Below are 16429 nucleotides of genomic sequence, written 5' to 3'. Positions count from 1 at the left end.
GGGCGTAACATGACTGCGCGTCGGTCGTAGGTTCTTCTGGCTGACCGGACTAAACGCACCGACCGATGCTTGGGATTGGAGCAGAATCGTGACCAGCGTGCGCGGACTTCACCGCAATCCGAGCTTTCGAAATCCTACCTTCCTCTCAACCTGGCTGCTCTGGCTGGTCGGCGCTCTGGCATTTCCGGTTGCCGGTCTGGCCGGTATCGCGGTGGGTGGCCGGCTCAGTAACCCGGTTTCAGCCCTCATCGGCGGAGCGGTCTGTGGCGTAGTCATCGGCCTCGGCCAGGTGCTGGTTAGCCGAAAACGCCTCAACCCGCTGAGCTGGATTCCCCTGACGGCGATCGGCATGGGTGTGGGGCTACTGTTCGGCTCGACCGTTGTCAACTATCGAACGACCCTGGCCGAACTCGCGCTCATGGGAGCGATCACCGGGCTCGTGCTCGGCATTGCTCAGGCCATCGCCCTGCCGCCACGCGCGCGACGACGCTGGCTGTGGGCCCTCGGCGTCGCCGCGCTGTGGGCGCTCGGCTGGACCGTGACGACGCTGGTCGGCGTCAACGTCGAGGCGCAGTTCACGAATTTCGGCGCCATCGGAGCGATAACCGTCACGGCATTGTCCGGACTCCTCCTACATTTTCTGCTGCCGTTTCATCCCCCGTCGGGCGTGTGGTTGCGCTCACACCCCATCACTCCCGCGCAGTAAGGTGCCAAGCGGCCTGCCATGCGTTAGCTGGAGCCCGCAGTGGGGGCGTTCAGCCGTGCTGCAGAACTTTTTCGAGCACCTCAAGTTGCAGGTCGTCGCGCCTGGGCACGCCGAAACGCGTGTCGGAGTGAAAGGGCTTCTGCACACCCGTTCGCTGGTAGCCGCGGTAGGCGTTTGTCACCAAGACCAGTAAGGCCGGAACATCATCGGTCGTTACGCGACGAAAGGTTAGCGTGTCCATTTGATCACAATATCGGGCGCATGAATGCTCATGGCCCGCCCCGATCTCAATCGCGAACTCGAGCTCGATGCGACCGTCAGGTACGCAGCGAGACTGCCGGTGAGCGGTGGGAGTGTCGACCGACGCAGCATTCAGTTTTTTCGAAGCTCAGGTCTACTTTCGCTATCGGTGACGTAGGCCAAGGCGCGCGAAGAAGCCGCCGGTGGACTTCTCCGTCACATGCCCCTCGCAGCGCTGGTTGCCTGGCACACCCTTCATGACCTGGTCGACGTGCTGGCCGCAGCCGGCCCAGGTGGTCTTCTGACAGGTCTTGCATTTGACGGCTCTGCACATGGTTGGTGCCTTTCGTTCGGATTCGATTTCACCTTATACCCATGGGGGTATGAATAAGATTAATCAAGACCTAAGCGGATACGCTCGTTACCGAAGGTGTATCGTGCCAGCGTCGACCGTACGGGCGGCGAAGTGATAATGCGACGAGAGCGGTGCAGCATGAGCAGTGAACCCCCGATCAATGACGTCACAGACGACGACATCGAGGTCACCCACTCCAAAGCCTGGGCCGCCGGCGTACCGGGCGTGCTGCACTCCATGCAGCCAGCGATCACGCAGATGGGCGCTGTGCGGGGAATGCGCGCTCTGCTTTCGATGAACCAAAAAGACGGATTCGACTGTATGAGCTGCGCCTGGCCCGACCCCGGGCACCGCAAGGCCTTTGAGTTCTGCGAGAACGGCGCCAAAGCTGTCACCTGGGAGGCCACCCCGATCACCATTACGACAAGCTTCTGGGCCGAGCATTCCCTCGACGACCTACGAGAAAAGAGTGAATACTGGCTTGGCATGCAGGGTCGGCTGGTCGAACCCGTCTACAAGCCCGCCGGCAGCGACCACTACCGCCCGATCAGTTGGCCCGAGGCCTTTCGGGTGATCGCCGCCAAACTCAAAGGCCTTGACTCGCCCGACCAAGCGGCCTTCTACACCAGTGGCCGCGCTTCCAACGAGGCCGCATTCGCCTACCAGCTGTTCGCGCGAGCGTACGGCACCAACAACCTGCCGGACTGCTCCAATATGTGCCACGAATCCACCGGCTGGGCCATGGGCCAGACTGTCGGCGTTGGCAAGAGCACGGTTAGCTACGATGACTTTGCGAAATCCGACCTGATTATCATCATGGGGCAAAACCCCGGGACCAACCATCCGCGCATGCTGACCGCGCTCGAAGAAGCCAAAGATGCTGGCGCCCAGATCGTCGCCATCAACCCGCTGCCCGAGGCCGGCCTGCGCCGCTACAAGAACCCGCAGCGGGTGCGCGGAGTGATTGGCCATGGCACGGACATCGCAGACCAGTTCCTGCAAATTCGTCTCGGAGGCGACATGGCGCTGCTTCAGGCCGTCTCGAAGCGGGTGCTCGACGCCGAGGACGCGGCCCCAGGGACTGTCCTTGATCAAGCTTTTCTTGACGAACACTGCGACGGGCTGACCGAGCTGCGACAGCATCTCGCCCAACTCGACGAGGGGATGGTGCTGGCTGCAACCGGCCTGCGCGCGGCACAAATCGATGAATTGGCGCAACGCTACCTGGGCGCTGATCGGGTGATCATTACCTGGGCGATGGGGCTGACGCAACAGAAAAAAGGCGTCGAGACCATCAAAGAAGTCATCAACCTGCTGCTGCTGCGCGGCAACATCGGCAAACCCGGCGCCGGTGCCTCACCGATTCGCGGCCACAGCAACGTACAGGGTGACCGCACCATGGGTATCTGGGAGCAGATGCCGCCGGCTTTCCTCGACGCACTGCAAGCCGAATTCGGTTTTGACCCGCCCCGCAAGCACGGCGTTGATTCCGTCGACGGAGTGCGTGCGATGCGCGACGGAAAGATGAAGGTGTGGATCGCGCTCGGCGGCAACTTCGTCGCAGCCATGTCCGACACCGGCATTGCCGAAGCCGCCATGCAACGCACCGAAATGAGCGTACAAATTTCCACGAAATTGAACCGCTCGCACGCCGTCACCGGCGAGGAAGCGCTGATTCTACCGACCCTGGGGCGCACCGAAATTGATGAGCAGGCCAGTGGGGTGCAGTTTGTTTCCGTGGAGGATACGGTTTCTGCGGTGCACCCGTCGTGGGGCAAGCTCACACCGGTCGCGCCAAACCTGCTGTCGGAGGTTGCGATTATTTCGCGTCTGGCCAGCGCAGTGCTCGCCGACTCGGTCGCCGTCGACTGGGCCGGATTCGAGGCCGACTACGACCGCATCCGTGACCACATCGCCCACGTGGTCGCTGGGTGTGAAAACTACAACGAACGCATCCGCCAGGAGGGCGGGTTCATATTGCCGAACGGCCCGCGGGACTCGCGCACCTTTAACACGCCAATCGGCAAGGCCATGCTGACCACGAACACGCTCGAGTACCTCGAAGTGCCGGCCGGTCGTTTGGTGCTGCAGACCCTGCGCAGTCACGACCAGTTCAACACCACCATCTACGGCCTCGACGACCGCTATCGCGGCATCAAGAAGGGTCGGCACGTGGTCTTCATCAATAAGAAAGACCTGATCAACCTCGGTTTCGCCGACGGTGATCTGGTGGACGTGCACAGCGAGTTCAGTGACAACGTCGACCGGGTGTTGCGCGGCTATCGGCTGGTGGCATATCCGACGCCACGCGGCTGCGCCGCCGCGTACTATCCGGAAGCGAATGTGCTCGTGCCGCTCGATAGCGTCGCCGACGGCAGTAACACACCGGTGTCGAAGGCTGTCATCATTCGATTGGAGCGTGCAGCGACCTGATTCTGCACCGGGCGTGGTGCACGGTCGAAGTGGTGCGACGGCGCAGTGTCGTTACGGCGCAGTGTCGTTACTGCGCAGTGACGTTACTGCGCCGTATTCACCCAGCCGGTTTGGTCAGGGCTTTCGTCCTCGGGCTGCTGGCAGACAGTTATCACGATCTCCGCTGCCCGCGCGGTGGCCGCGCGCGACGCCGTCGCCGAGTGGGCTGCCGCCAACCCGGCTGCATAACCGACGACGAACGTCGTTATTGGGGCGGCCATGGGACTGACCGCGTGGGCGGCTTCATCGGCGACATTGAGTATGACGTGGTTGTCCACCTCGAGGTCCAAAATCTGGAGTGCCTGGCTGAGGCGGCGGGTCCACTGCTGGAGAATTTCTTCGTCCACGGCATTGTGGGTCATAGGAGCTCCTTCAGTTGTCGGGTGCGTTTGACGCATGACTGGTCTGAGCGTACCCCCGCAAAGATATTTCGTGCTACGAAATAATGTGAAGGCGCTACCAGCCCGTGGTGCCTGCAGCACCCTTAAACGGGCCCACGATTTTATCGGTGATCCAGCCGCCGTAAAAGTCCCCGTCCTGTGCGCGCACCGTTTCACCGTCGACCGTGCACCGGTCCATCGCCCCCGGATAGATGGCGACCCGGTCGACCAACGATTCGTAACCCGTACTCGGTGTGGGATAACACCAAGCGGCGCGAGGCCGGGAACCAACCGAGAGGTAATCGGCAGCGCCCTTGTACTCGCAGTAGCTGTGGCCAGGGGTCGGGTGAAGCACGCCGGGCGTGAAGGCGCTCCGCGGCAGGTAATACACGGGTGGATGGCTGGTCTCGAGCACCCGCACGACATCCCGCGTGTCGGCGACGGTCACGCCGTCGAGTTCGATGGTGATGTGTTCGTCGGTGTGTTCGACGCGGGGTGGGCGTGGGTAGTCCCAGACGGATTCCTGGCCGGGGTGGATGGGGTCGCGTTTCACTGGCTCAATCATGATCCGATGCTAGGCAGGTAACCTGCGAAGAACTGTCGCCGGTGCACCGATTCGCCGGTCGTAACAGGGCCACGGTGAGAGCGGCGGCCACCGCCATGAGCCCGGCCACCATACCGACGGTTCCGCCCCAGCCCCATCGCACGAAGAACAAGCCTCCCAGCCAGCCGAACAGGCTCGACCCTGCATAGTACGAGAGGTTGTATAACGACGAGGCCTGGGCTCGACCGACCGTGGCCTCGGCACCGGTCCAGCCTGAGGCAACGGCATGGGCGGCAAAGAACCCGGCCGTAGCCAATAGCACGCCCAATAGAACGATCACGAGCAGGGGCGACAGGGTCAGCAGCACTCCCGCGGTCATGCAGACAAGCGCACTGAGCAGAACCGACCAACGGCCGAAGCGGGCGGCAAGGATGCCGGCCTGGGCCGACGACCACGTTCCGGCCAAGTAGGCCACGAAAACGAGACTGATCAGTGCTTGCGGCAGGTTGAACGGGTCGTTGGCGAGTCGAAAACCGAGGTAATTGTAGAGGGCGACGAACCCGCCCATCAGCAGAAACCCCTGGGCATAGAGCGCGAGTAGGCGCGTAGACCTGAGGTTGGTGCGCAGCAGCACGACCAGGCTCAGATCGGTGCCGCGCTCGCGCACACGGCGAGGGACGAAGCTGCGGGGCACAAAGCCGCGGGGTACCGGAATAAGGGTGATGAACAGTACGGCCGACACGGCGCACAGTACGCCGACGGAGAAGACTGCTACGCGCCAGTTGATGAGCTCGGTGACCGGCCCGGCCACGAGACGCCCGATCAACCCACCGATCGACGTGCCGGCCACGTAGGTGCCGGCCGCGCGGGCGGCGTGCCGCGGCTCGATCTCCTCGCTCAGGTAGGCGATCGCGATCGCCGGCACCCCGCCGAGCATCAATCCTTCGATGAAACGGCCGGTGAGCAACAGCGAGAACGTGGGCGCGAACGGCACCAGCAGTCCGAACACCGTCGCAGCGATCACGGCGATCGACATGGCCCGCACCCGACCGAGCCGGTCGGCCACCAGCGACCAGGGAATCACGCCGACGGCCAGGCCGAGCGTGGATGCGGAGATGACGAGGGCGGCATCCGCTGCGCTCACGCCGACATCGTCGGCGATTTGAGCGAGCACAGCCTGCGGCGAGTACAACTGGGCGAAGGTGGCGATACCGGCGAAGAACAGGCCAGCCAGCAGCTTGCGATAGTCGGAGCTGCCGTGTGAGTGCCCGTTCCAGCCAGCGGATGCCGCCGCCCGGGCTGGGTGCGCGGGCGTCATCAGCGGGTGGTCAGAACTGGGGGCACACGTTCAGCGTACGCGTGCCGGGAGCGTCATCAGCAGGTGCACGGGGAATCGGGCTGCAGAGCGGACGTACGAGGGGTCCCGCGCACCCCACAGCGGCACCTTGAAACATTGCGCCAACACTGTGTGCGGGCTGCGAGTGTGCCCCGGCCATTATGCGCACGGAATATCTCCTTCGGTAGGGTGGTTTTGGCCAGGGTGCACGCTGTTAGGTACGTTCACCGTGACAGATTGACGTTCCTACATCGACCGAGCGGCCTCACCGTCGGTGGGTGACATCAGCGATAAAGTCACCGGCGAGACAGATACCGGAGCACTTAAATTTCGAACGAGGAGATAGACCCATGACTGCAGTTCCCAACATCACCCTCAATGACGGCACCACGATTCCCCAGCTCGGATTCGGCACCTTTCAGATCACCCCGGAGACGACCAAGGCGGCAACCCTTGCCGCTCTTGAAGCCGGCTACCGACACATCGACACGGCCGAGATGTACGGCAATGAGAAAGAGGTCGGCGAGGCTATCGCAGAGTCTGCGCTGAACCGGTCCGAGATCTACGTCACGAGCAAGCTCAACAACGGGTATCATGACCGTGCCGACGCTTTGGCCGCTTTCGATCGCACTCTGGATGCCCTCGGCTTCGATTACCTCGACCTGTTCCTCATCCACTGGCCGCTTCCAGCTGTCGGAGACTTCGTCGAGACCTGGAAGGCAATGGAGGAAATGCACCGCTCCGGCCGCGTGCGCACCATTGGCGTGAGCAACTTCCAGCGCGAGCACCTGCAGCGTCTGTTCGACGAGACCGACACCGTACCGGCTGTCAACCAGATCGAGGTGCACCCGTACCTCACGCAGGATGCGCTGCGGGCATTCAACACCGAGCACGGCATTGCGACCGAGGCTTGGTCGCCGCTCGCGCAGGGCGCAGTTCTCTCCGACCCGGTGATTACCGGGATCGCCGACCGCCTCGGTAAGTCCGCCGCTCAGGTCACCCTGCGCTGGCACCTGCAGCGGGGCGATATCGTCTTCCCGAAGTCCGTTACCCGCAGCCGAGTCGACGAAAACTTCGCCCTGTTCGACTTCGTCCTCACTGAAGCGGATATCGCCGCGATCACCGCCCTGAACCGCGACGAGCGCACCGGTCCGAACCCCGACGAGTTCAACTCCATCCCGTAGTTTGTGGTGAGCGTCGGCTGAAGGCTGGCGCTGACAACTAATTTGGCTACAGTGTGCGCATGAGCTCTGATGCGGTGGTTCTGACGGTTGCTGGCCCGAATGGCCCGCGCGATGTGCGCCTGTCCAGCCCGAGCCGGGTGCTCTGGCCCGAACCGGGAATCACTAAACTCGACCTCGCCCACTACCTCATGGAGGTGGGCGAGGCGTTCGTGCGAGTCAACGGCGACCGTCCGGTGTCGCTGCAACGCTTCAGCGGGGGCATCGACGGTGAGCAGTTCTTCTCCAAGAACCCGCCGAAGGGCGCGCCCGACTATGTGCGGTCCGTTCCTGTGGTCTACCCGAGCGGGCGCACGCATCCGCAGCTCGTGATCGATGAACCGGCCGCTGCAGTGTGGGCAGTGCAGATGAATACGATCGTGTTCCACCCGTGGCCGTCCAGGGCCGAACTCTCGGACAATCCCGACGAACTGCGCATCGACCTGGATCCGCAGCCGGGAACAGACTTTGCCGACACCGTGCCCGTCGCCATTGAGTTGAAGAATTTGCTGGCGGAGGCTGGTCTCACCGCATTCGTGAAGACCTCGGGAAATCGTGGGCTGCACGTGTTCGCGCCGATCGAGCCAACCCGGGAATTTCTCGACGTACGGCAGGCGGTCATCGCGGCGGCGCGCGAGCTGGAACGACGGATGCCCACGAAGGTCACCACGAACTGGTGGAAGGAAGAGCGCGGTGAGCGCATCTTCATCGACTACAACCAGGCCAACCGGGACCGAACCATGGCCGGTGCGTACAGCCCCCGGCCGCTGCCGCACGCACCGGTATCCTGTCCGCTGGAATGGAGCGAACTGGCCGCCGCCGACCCGCGTGCGTTCACGATTCTCACCGTTCCGGACCGCCTGCGCGATCAGGGAGACCCGTGGGCGGCGATGCACGAGAAGCCCGGCTCGCTCGACACCCTGCATTCGTGGTGGGAACGCGATCTCGAATCCGGGTTCGGCGAGCTTCCGTTTCCGCCGGACTTTCCCAAGATGCCGGGGGAGCCGCCCCGGGTGCAGCCGAGCCGCGCCCGCCGCCCGGAGTAGTCAGGGCGCTTCGGTCAGACGACCATTCAGTTCAGAATGCGCTCGCCGGGTACGGGCGGCTCGGGCGGGGTACCGGCGCCGAATGGGCGGCCGCCGAGGTCGGCGCGAGTGTGCGGGGCGAGCCAGGCGGCCGCATCCGGTCCCTTGGGCACGATGCCGCTCGGGTTGATGTCCACGTGCGTCACGTAGTAGTGCTTCTTGATCTGCTCGAAGTCGATCGTGTCGCCGAAGCCGGGCGTCTGGAATAGGTCGCGGGCGTAGGCCCAGAGCACCGGCATCTCGCTGAGCTTGTTGCGATTGCACTTGAAATGTCCGTGATAGACCGCGTCGAAACGGGCGAGCGTGGTGAACAAGCGGATGTCGGCCTCGGTAATCGTGTCACCCACGAGATACCGCTGCCCGGCGAGACGCTCCTCGAGCCAGTCCAACCGGGCGAACAGGGCGTCGTAGGCTCGCTCGTAGGATTTCTGGCTCCCGGCGAAACCGCACTTGTAGACGCCGTTGTTCACGTCGTGAAAGATCAGGTTGGCGACCTCGTCGATCTCGGCCCGCAGCGCTTCAGGGTAGAGATCCGGTGCGCCGGCCCGGTGGTACGCCGTCCACTCGGTCTCAAAATCGAGGGTGATCTGCGGGTAGTTGTTGGTGACGACCTTGCCGCTTTGCACATCGACGATCGCCGGTACGGTGATGCCGCGTGGGTAGTCGGGAAAGCGGGCGAAGAACGCCTGCTGCAGGCGTTCGATGCCGAGCACCGGGTCGACTCCATTCGGGTCGAGGTCGAAGGTCCAGCTGTTCTTGTCGTGGGTGGGGCCCGGTAGGCCGAGCGAGATGACGCCCTCCAGGCCGAGCAATCGGCGCACGATCGTGGTGCGGTTCGCCCACGGGCAGGCGCGGGCGGCGACCAGCCGGTAACGGCCGGGCTCGACCGGCCAGCCGTCTCGGGCATCTTGCGTGATGCGGTCCTCGATGTAATTGGTGTCGCGGTTGAAATCTTGGCCGGGCTTGATATAACTGGGGTCGAGGCTCATGGGACCACGCTACGCGACTTGACCCTACAAATGTCCGCCGAGCTCTTCGGCGATTTCGGCGTCGGTGCGCGCGTCGATGATGCCCCACATCATGTGGGTCGGGCCGCTGCTGTCGCTCGGCTCTACCCGCGGCCGGCTGGCCCAGCCGCGGGCGACGGCGGCGGCACCGAGCTGCTCGAGCGAGGCCGCGACGCGGTTCTTTCGAATCTTGCCGGCCAGCACGCTTCCGTCTGGCGCCTGGCGCCAACCCCGTTTGTGGGCGAGCACCCGACCGATCTCTTCGTCGGTCAGCCAGCGTGAAAAGCTGCGGGTGGGCGGATTGATGGCGATCAGCTTCATGCCCGTCACTGTACCCGCAGTCCCCTGACCCGCCCGCTGCCTACAAGGCCAGTGACTCGTGCGAACGACTGATCCGGGCAATAATCACAGGAGCACCCCGACAAACACTAAGGAGAATCAACCATGAGCAGTCGTCTCAACCCGTATCTCGGCTTTCGCGACAACGCCCGCGAAGCAATGGACTTCTACCAGGGCGTTTTCGGGGGCGAGGTCACGCGAACCACATATGGGGAGTTCAACGCCAGCGAGGATCCGGCCGAGCAGGACAAAATCATGCACTCGGAGCTTACGACCACGAACGGATTCTCGCTGATGGCGTCGGACACCCCCAACGGTATGGAGCTTCCAACGAGCAGCAGCGTCACCGTCTCTATCAGCGGCGATGACGAAGCTGAATTGACGGGCTACTGGGAGAAACTGCTCGACGGCGGCACAGCAGTCATGCCGCTGAGCAAGGCACCCTGGGGCGACAGCTTCGGTATGCTGACCGACAAATTCGGTACTTCCTGGATGGTCAATATCGCGGGAACGGCCGCCTAAAAAAGTTTCTGCGTGCGACGGTGTGTGTGCGCCTATGCTGAGGCCGTGATGAATGCATCGGCAACACACATCGCTCGCAACGCGAGCAACAGTTCGGCACTGCAACTGCTGGCACGGCTGGGTTTCGCCGTCAACGGGCTGCTGCACATCCTCATCGGGTCCCTCGCGATTACAGTGGCGGTGGGAGCCGGCAGTGGCTCTGCCGATCAGAGCGGGGCTCTCGCCCAGCTGGCCTCAAACCCCGGTGGCGTGTTTCTGCTGTGGACCGTCGTCGTCGGCATGTTCGCCCTGGGGCTGTGGCTGGTCGTTTCGGCGTTTGTAATGCAGGGCGATCCCAAACGCAAGTGGGCGCGTCGTCTGGCCAATGTTGCCAAAGCCATCGTTTACTTTGCTCTCGGCGCTACCGCGCTGACGTTCGCCCAGGGCGGCTCGTCCAGTTCGGCGGGAAGTACCCAGAGCGCAAGCTCGTCGCTTCTTTCATCACCCGGAGGCGCGATATTGCTGTTTCTTGCGGGAGTGGCCGTGCTCGGCGTCGCGGGCTACTTCATCTATAAGGGTGTTGCGCAGAAGTTTCGCTCAGACCTCGCCGTGCCCGGCGGAACGGCCGGGCGCGCGGTCGTCGTGCTCGGTGTCGTTGGTTACATCTCCAAGGGCGTCGCTCTCGGGGTGGTGGCGATTCTCGTCGGCGTCGCGGCGCTCACCCGTGATGCCAGTAAGTCCACTGGGCTCGATGGGGCCCTCAAGGCGCTCGCGGCCCTGCCGTACGGAACGATCGCGCTGATGCTGATCGCCATCGGCCTGATCGCGTACGGCGTCTACTGTTTCGTTCGGGCCCGGCGCGCGCGGTTGTAGTCCGCGCGCCGCATGACGGGTATCCCAAGCGATCACACCGCCGAGAACCACCAGCGAGATCGATAGTGAGGCGAGGGCGTCCGTCGCCCAGTGGTAGCCGAGGTAGAGGCGGCTGACCGCAGCGAGCGCAATACAGACCAGGGCGATGCTGAATCCGACGATGGCCGCCCGTCGGCTGTACCGCCGGGACACGATCAGGTAGGTCAGCACCAGAACAAAATCGGCCGCGCCGAGAACGTGCCCCGACGGAAACGAGAAGGAGTGGTCCGCGCCGAACAACATGAGTTCAACCGGTGGCCGGCTGCGCGCGATGAGCGGAAGCATGATCTGAGACAGAATGACCCCGGTGAGCATGGCTATGGCGAGCAGGAGCGGTCGCCAGGCGTGTTTGCCCGCGACACCCCAGACCACGGTCAACACCAGCACGATGATCGGCAGTGCCACCGGACCGAAGATGATGGCCAGCGCGATCATGACCGTCGTCAGGGTCGGCGACCGGCCCTCAAGCAGCCACAGGCGCACCGGAGAATCATAGAACGACGACCGGTCGGGTTGCAGCACGTCGATGAGCAGGCAGATAAAAAGCACGAGACCGACGCTCACGAGTGCGATCGCGATCAGGCGCAATCGCCGACGGTCTGCGCCGGAGAGTGGCCGGGCGTCGGCGACGAATTTCTTATAGCGGGTGCGCCACACCGTTGTGGGCCGGGTATCGCTCATGTCGCGTCCTGTCGATAGTGGTGAGGTGCCGGAGAAACGATGGTTCGCGGCTACCGCTGGCCGCGCCGCAGCCGATGTTCGCCGTCGAGTTTTGCGGCCAGTGGCGCCCAGACTACAACGGCAATTCCTGCGCCGAGCAGCCGGGCGCCTATCGGGTCAGTCAACCAATGCGCTCCCAGATAGGTTCGGCTGAGCTCCTGGCCAACGTGTTGGTGGCCCCGAGCGCACCAAGACCGCTGATCGGGGGCCACCAGCGCGTGACGCGCGCGGCACGTGGTGCCGCAGCGTCTTCGGGATGTCGATCACTGACCATGGGGTAATGCTAGATCGTGCCCGCACTATTCGATCGCGATATCGCTCGGTATTTTGTCGGGGCGCCACCCCCGCCAGGACGGCTGGCGCAGCCGACCGGTGGCGGTCCACTCGACGAACTCCACCTCGGCGACGAGGGTGGGGCGCACCCAGACGGCGGTCTGGGCATCCGTTGGGGGAATATCGCTGAACGGTGTGGTCTTGCGCACCAAATTGGTCAGTCTTGAGCGGATGTCGGTCAGGTCGCGTTCCCCAAACCCCGTGCCGACACGGCCGACGTAGCGCAAGCCGCCGTCGGTCGGCACCCCGAGTAGTAGCGATCCGATCGCGCCGCCGCGGTTGCCGCGGCCGGGTCGCCACCCGCCGACGACGACTTCCTGGGTACGAAAGTGCTTGATTTTAACCCAGTCGCGGGAGCGGCGCCCGACCGTGTAACGACCGTCAAACCGCTTGGCCATGACCCCTTCGAGTCCGAGCTGACGGCTGGTCTGGAAGGCTTCCGAGAAGTCGCCGTCGAACCGTGGCGGTACCTGGGTGGAGCCGGTCGCGGTGACCGCAGCCTCCAGCCGGCCCCGGCGTGCGCTGTAGGTGAGCCCGGTGAGGGAGCGACCGTTTAATTCGAGCAGGTCGAAGAGCATGAACTGCACCGGGGCCCGTTTCGAGGCGGCGGCCACCTCCCGTTCGTCGGTAAGTTTCATCCGCGTCTGCAGGAGGCCAAAATCGGGTCGCCCGCGCTTGTCGACTGCCACGATCTCGCCGTCGAGCACCGCAGCATCCGTTTCTACATTCGCCGCCAGAGCGGCGAGCAGGTCGGCCACGAGATCGGGATAGGACGCGGTTACGTCGTGCCCGTTGCGGGTGACCAGGCGAACGCTTTGCTCAGCGAGCGACACGTAGACGAGCGCGCGCATGCCGTCCCACTTCATTTCGAAGGCCCAGCCGTCGTCGCCGAGGTCGGCCTCGGAGCCGGCGGCGGCGAGCATGGGGGAGTAGGCGTGCTTCGGCGGTGCCGGGGCAATGCTCGCCGCCGGTCGGGTGTGTGGGCGAGCGTTCGTGCGGGAGCCGGCGGCGCCGGTGAGCGGCTTCATGCGGTGGATCAGCCAGTTGTTCACCGGTTTGCTGCCGTGGCCGTCGCTCGTGCGAATCAGGGCAAACCGGGCCGAGCCGCCGAGACCGGCGTCGGGTTCACCGTGCAGGGTCACGATCACCTCATCGTCGCGCCATTTTTCGAGTTCGTAGTGGCCGTGATCCCAGATGGATACGTCGCCGGCACCATATTCTCCAATCGGAATATTTCCCTCGAAACTGCCGTATTCGAGCGGATGGTCCTCCACGGCCACGGCGAGCCGGTTGTGGGCGGTCGAATCCGGCACTCCGCGGGGCAGCGCCCAAGAGACGAGTACGCCGTCGTGTTCGAGCCGAAAATCCCAGTGCAGGCTGCGCGCATGGTGTTCCTGAATCACGAAACTCTGCCCGGCCGTTACGACAGCGGATGCCCCGGCGGGAGCAGCCGGAACCGGTTCGGGGGTCTTCGACGCATCCCGTTTCTCGCGATACACCGTGAGCCGGTCCGGTGCGACCAGGGCGGGGGCCGAATCGACCTCGTTCGGGGAGTGCTCGAACGACCCTGCCGTCAGGAGTGCGAGCGGATCCTCGCGGCGTTTCAGGCGGGCGAGCACCTGCTTGTAATCGAGCTGCTCGAGGTCGGACGAGGCCAGCTCCTTCCAGGTACGCGGGGTCGCGACCATCGGGTGGCTCCGCCCCCGCAGCGAATACGGCGTGATGGTGGTCTTCGCTGCGTTGTTCTGGCTCCAGTCCACCAGCACCTTGCCGGGTCGCAGGGTCTTCTTCATATCGCTCACGACGAGGTCTCGGTGGTCGGCTTCGAGGGCTCGCGCCAGTTCGTGCGCCACCGCCGACACCTGGTCGGAGGTGTACGACAGATTGAGGGCCGCATACAAGTGGATGCCCTTGCTCCCGCTGGTCACCGGCATCGGCTCAAGCCCTATGTCCTGCAGAATCGCCCGGGCGAGCCGCGCCACCTCGGCGCATTCGGCGAGGCCGACGCCCTCGCCGGGATCGAGGTCGAGCACGAGCCGATCGGGATTGCGCTGGGTGCCGGTTCGACCGAACTGCCACTGCGGCACGTGAATTTCGAGAGCGCTCATCTGTCCGAGCCAGGTGAGGGTGGCCAGGTCGTTCACCAGCGGGTAGGTGTTCACGTGGTCTTTGTGTTGAATCTCGCGCCGTTTCACCCAGCTTGGCGTCGACGGTTCCAGATTCTTCTGGAAGAACATCGGGCCGGGGGTCTCACTCGTGCCGACGCCGTGCACCCAGCGTTTGCGGGTGGCCGGGCGGTTTGCCGCGTGGCCAATGAGCACGTCGGCGATCGCCGCGTAGTAGGCCAGCACGTCAGCTTTGGTGGTGCCGGTCTCCGGGTACAGCACCTTATCGAGGTGGGTGAGTGAAATGCGGTGCCCCTCAACGGAGACCACCTGGCTGCTGGCGTTCATGGGTCAACTGTGCCGCGGAAACCTCGGGTCTACTAGGCGACGAATGTCTCATTCGGGTGTGTACTGGTCGCATGAGAAGCATCTGGACCGGTGCGATCACCTTCGGGCTCGTCAATGTTCCCGTCAAGGTGTACAGCGCCACCGAAGACCACGACGTGTCGCTGCACCAGGTGCACGATGCCGACGGGGGACGCATCCGCTATCAACGTCGCTGCGAGATCTGCGCCAAGGTCATCCCATACGACCACATCGACAAGGCTTTCGACGACGGCGACCAGACGGTGGTGCTCACCGCGGACGACTTCGCGTCGCTGCCTTCCGAGCACAGCAAGGAAATCGACGTGGTCGAATTCGTGCCGAGCGATCAGATCGACCCGATTATGCTCGACAAGAGCTACTTTCTCGAACCCGACGGCAAATCATCGAAGGCCTACGTACTGCTTCGGCGCACCCTCGAGGCCACTGATCGCACGGCGATTGTGCACTTCGCGCTGCGGCAGAAGACCCGGCTCGGGGCGCTGCGCGTGCACGGCGACGTGCTCATGCTGCAATCCCTGCTCTGGGACGACGAGGTGCGCGAGGCCAAATTCGCCTCCCTTGACGAGCGGGTGAACATCAGTGCCAAGGAGCTCGACATGTCGGCGGCGCTGGTCGAGTCGTTCGCAGCCGATTTCGCACCGGATGCCTTCACCGACGATTACCAGGACGAGTTGCGAGCGCTCATTGAGGCCAAGCTGAAGAGTGGCGATGCCGTGTCGACCGAGGTGACGTTTGGTGAGACGCCGGAGGAGGGCGAGGGTGGCGAAGTGCTCGACCTGATGGAGGCCCTGCGCCGCAGCGTCGAGGCCAGCCGTGACCGGGCCAAGCCCACTGCGAAGTCGAAGCGGGCCCGTTCCGCCTCCTGATCGGGTGGCTTCACGATTCGCGAACACAGTCGGCCGCAGCGTCGCCCCGTTGCCGCGCGCGGGAGGCCTACGGGCGGCGTTGGACCGTGTGGCGACGGTGCTCGAGGGCGGGATTGCGCCGGCGGGCCTGCCGAACCTGGTCGGCGCTCAGGTCGACGGTGACGAGATCGGGCGAGAGGCCCAGCTCGGCGAGCACTCGGCCGGCCGGATCGGCCAACAGGCTGCGCCCGATCGAGATCGGCGGGCACTGCGAGACCGCGCCGACGAAATATGAGTTCTCGATGGCCCGCGCCTGGGCCAGAATGCGCCACTGTTCGGCCTTATCGGCGCCAGGAACCCAGGAGGAGCAGACCAGCACCAGGTCGGCGCCGGCATCGGCCAGCTCGCGGCCGAGCTCGGGAAAACGCAGGTCGTAGCAGGTCATCAGGCCGATGCGCAGCAGCTGGCCCGACCGCCCGGCAACGTCACAGACCACGGGCGAGAGGTCGGTCGCCGGGGCGATCCACTCGGACTCTCGAAAGCCGTAGGAATCGAACAGGTGCATCTTGCGGTACCGGGCTTGCAGTACGCCGTCTGGCGTGAGCACCACGATGGTGTTGTACGGCCGGGGATCATCCTCGTTGGTCTCGACGATTCCCGCAACGACGGTGATGCAAAGCGCAGCCGCCGTCGCCGCGAGGGCGGCCACGAACGGCCCCGTCACCGGTTGCGCCACGGCCGCGAAACTTGCGTCGACCATCTTCTTCTCGTACATGGCGTACTCGGGAAACACGACCAGGTCTGCGCCCTCAGCGGATGCGTGCTGCGCCGCCCGCTGAATCAGCTCCAGGTTGTGGTCTATATCAGTGCCGGAGGCAATCTGGGCGAGGCACACTCTCACGTCAAGCCTCGCCTTCTCGCGTTCGGTCATGCCTGTCTGGT

At 64.2% G+C, this 16429-nt stretch carries 16 protein-coding genes and 1 pseudogene; 7 read left to right on the top strand and 10 right to left on the bottom strand.

Annotated features, from left to right (window positions below; genetic code table 11):
- Positions 1-88: 88 nt before the first annotated feature.
- Positions 89-706, top strand: coding sequence for a hypothetical protein (locus CJ028_RS04190; RefSeq protein ID WP_105034011.1), 618 nt, complete (start codon positions 89-91; stop codon positions 704-706).
- A 49-nt stretch (positions 707-755) separates the two neighbouring features.
- On the opposite strand, the gene CJ028_RS21135 is transcribed toward CJ028_RS04190, so the two are convergent.
- Both CJ028_RS21135 and CJ028_RS22130 read right to left on the bottom strand, forming a co-directional pair.
- A complete protein-coding gene (locus tag CJ028_RS21135) occupies positions 756-947 on the bottom strand; it encodes a hypothetical protein (RefSeq protein ID WP_205683929.1) in 192 nt (63 codons plus the stop codon).
- A gap of 162 nt (positions 948-1109) precedes the next feature.
- Complete coding sequence (locus CJ028_RS22130) at positions 1110-1280, bottom strand: DUF8730 family Cys-rich protein (protein ID WP_500681172.1); 171 nt, start codon at positions 1278-1280, stop codon at positions 1110-1112.
- Between the two features lie 159 nt (positions 1281-1439).
- On the opposite strand from CJ028_RS22130, the gene CJ028_RS04180 reads away from it, so the two are divergent.
- Positions 1440-3734 (top strand): FdhF/YdeP family oxidoreductase, encoded by a 2295-nt coding sequence (locus CJ028_RS04180; protein WP_105034010.1) that lies wholly within the window; start codon positions 1440-1442, stop codon positions 3732-3734.
- Between the two features lie 83 nt (positions 3735-3817).
- On the opposite strand, the gene CJ028_RS04175 is transcribed toward CJ028_RS04180, so the two are convergent.
- The 3 genes from CJ028_RS04175 to CJ028_RS04165 all read right to left on the bottom strand — a co-directional run bounded on the left by CJ028_RS04175 (position 3818) and on the right by CJ028_RS04165 (position 6015).
- Positions 3818-4135, bottom strand: coding sequence for a DUF6457 domain-containing protein (locus CJ028_RS04175; RefSeq protein WP_105034009.1), 318 nt, complete (start codon positions 4133-4135; stop codon positions 3818-3820).
- A 94-nt stretch (positions 4136-4229) separates the two neighbouring features.
- A complete protein-coding gene (locus CJ028_RS04170) occupies positions 4230-4718 on the bottom strand; it encodes a DUF427 domain-containing protein (protein ID WP_105034008.1) in 489 nt (162 codons plus the stop codon).
- Positions 4711-6015, bottom strand: coding sequence for an MFS transporter (locus tag CJ028_RS04165; RefSeq protein WP_105034007.1), 1305 nt, complete (start codon positions 6013-6015; stop codon positions 4711-4713). Before CJ028_RS04165 ends, CJ028_RS04170 begins: the two co-directional genes overlap by 8 nt.
- Before the next feature lie 368 nt (positions 6016-6383).
- On the opposite strand from CJ028_RS04165, the gene CJ028_RS04160 reads away from it, so the two are divergent.
- Complete coding sequence (locus tag CJ028_RS04160; RefSeq protein WP_105034006.1) at positions 6384-7217, top strand: aldo/keto reductase; 834 nt, start codon at positions 6384-6386, stop codon at positions 7215-7217.
- A gap of 59 nt (positions 7218-7276) precedes the next feature.
- Positions 7277-8299 (top strand): non-homologous end-joining DNA ligase, encoded by a 1023-nt coding sequence (gene ligD, locus CJ028_RS04155; protein ID WP_105034224.1) that lies wholly within the window; start codon positions 7277-7279, stop codon positions 8297-8299.
- Positions 8300-8325: 26 nt separating this feature from the next.
- On the opposite strand, the gene CJ028_RS04150 is transcribed toward ligD, so the two are convergent.
- Positions 8326-9327, bottom strand: coding sequence for a glutathione S-transferase family protein (locus tag CJ028_RS04150; RefSeq protein WP_105034005.1), 1002 nt, complete (start codon positions 9325-9327; stop codon positions 8326-8328).
- Positions 9328-9351: 24 nt separating this feature from the next.
- The gene (locus CJ028_RS04145) at positions 9352-9666 is read right to left on the bottom strand and encodes a hypothetical protein (RefSeq protein WP_105034004.1); all 315 of its coding nucleotides are present in this window, start codon (positions 9664-9666) and stop codon (positions 9352-9354) included.
- Between the two features lie 123 nt (positions 9667-9789).
- Here CJ028_RS04145 and CJ028_RS04140 point away from each other — a divergent pair, with 123 nt between their 5' ends.
- Both CJ028_RS04140 and CJ028_RS04135 read left to right on the top strand, forming a co-directional pair.
- On the top strand, positions 9790-10206 hold the full coding sequence (locus tag CJ028_RS04140; RefSeq protein ID WP_105034003.1) for a VOC family protein: 417 nt from the start codon (positions 9790-9792) through the stop codon (positions 10204-10206).
- A 48-nt stretch (positions 10207-10254) separates the two neighbouring features.
- Complete coding sequence (locus tag CJ028_RS04135; RefSeq protein WP_105034002.1) at positions 10255-11058, top strand: DUF1206 domain-containing protein; 804 nt, start codon at positions 10255-10257, stop codon at positions 11056-11058.
- Positions 11059-11091: 33 nt separating this feature from the next.
- On the opposite strand, the pseudogene CJ028_RS21695 reads toward CJ028_RS04135, so the two are convergent.
- Together CJ028_RS21695 and CJ028_RS04120 are read right to left on the bottom strand one after the other, a co-directional pair.
- Positions 11092-11532 (bottom strand): annotated as a pseudogene (locus CJ028_RS21695) (phosphatase PAP2 family protein); the annotation flags it as partial.
- 584 nt (positions 11533-12116) lie between these two features.
- Complete coding sequence (locus CJ028_RS04120) at positions 12117-14603, bottom strand: ATP-dependent DNA ligase (RefSeq protein ID WP_105034001.1); 2487 nt, start codon at positions 14601-14603, stop codon at positions 12117-12119.
- A 71-nt stretch (positions 14604-14674) separates the two neighbouring features.
- On the opposite strand from CJ028_RS04120, the gene ku reads away from it, so the two are divergent.
- Positions 14675-15508, top strand: coding sequence for a non-homologous end joining protein Ku (ku, locus tag CJ028_RS04115; RefSeq protein ID WP_105034000.1), 834 nt, complete (start codon positions 14675-14677; stop codon positions 15506-15508).
- A gap of 67 nt (positions 15509-15575) precedes the next feature.
- Here ku and CJ028_RS04110 read toward each other — a convergent pair whose 3' ends face one another.
- Positions 15576-16418 carry a carbon-nitrogen hydrolase family protein gene (locus tag CJ028_RS04110; protein WP_240607078.1) on the bottom strand — a complete coding sequence of 281 codons (843 nt, stop codon included), beginning with the start codon at positions 16416-16418 and terminating at the stop codon, positions 15576-15578.
- Between the last annotated feature and the right edge of the window lie 11 nt (positions 16419-16429).

The organism is Cryobacterium aureum (assembly GCF_002954245.1).
Classification (GTDB): Bacteria; Actinomycetota; Actinomycetes; order Actinomycetales; family Microbacteriaceae; genus Cryobacterium; species Cryobacterium aureum.
This window is presented reverse-complemented; position numbering and strand designations above follow the sequence as displayed.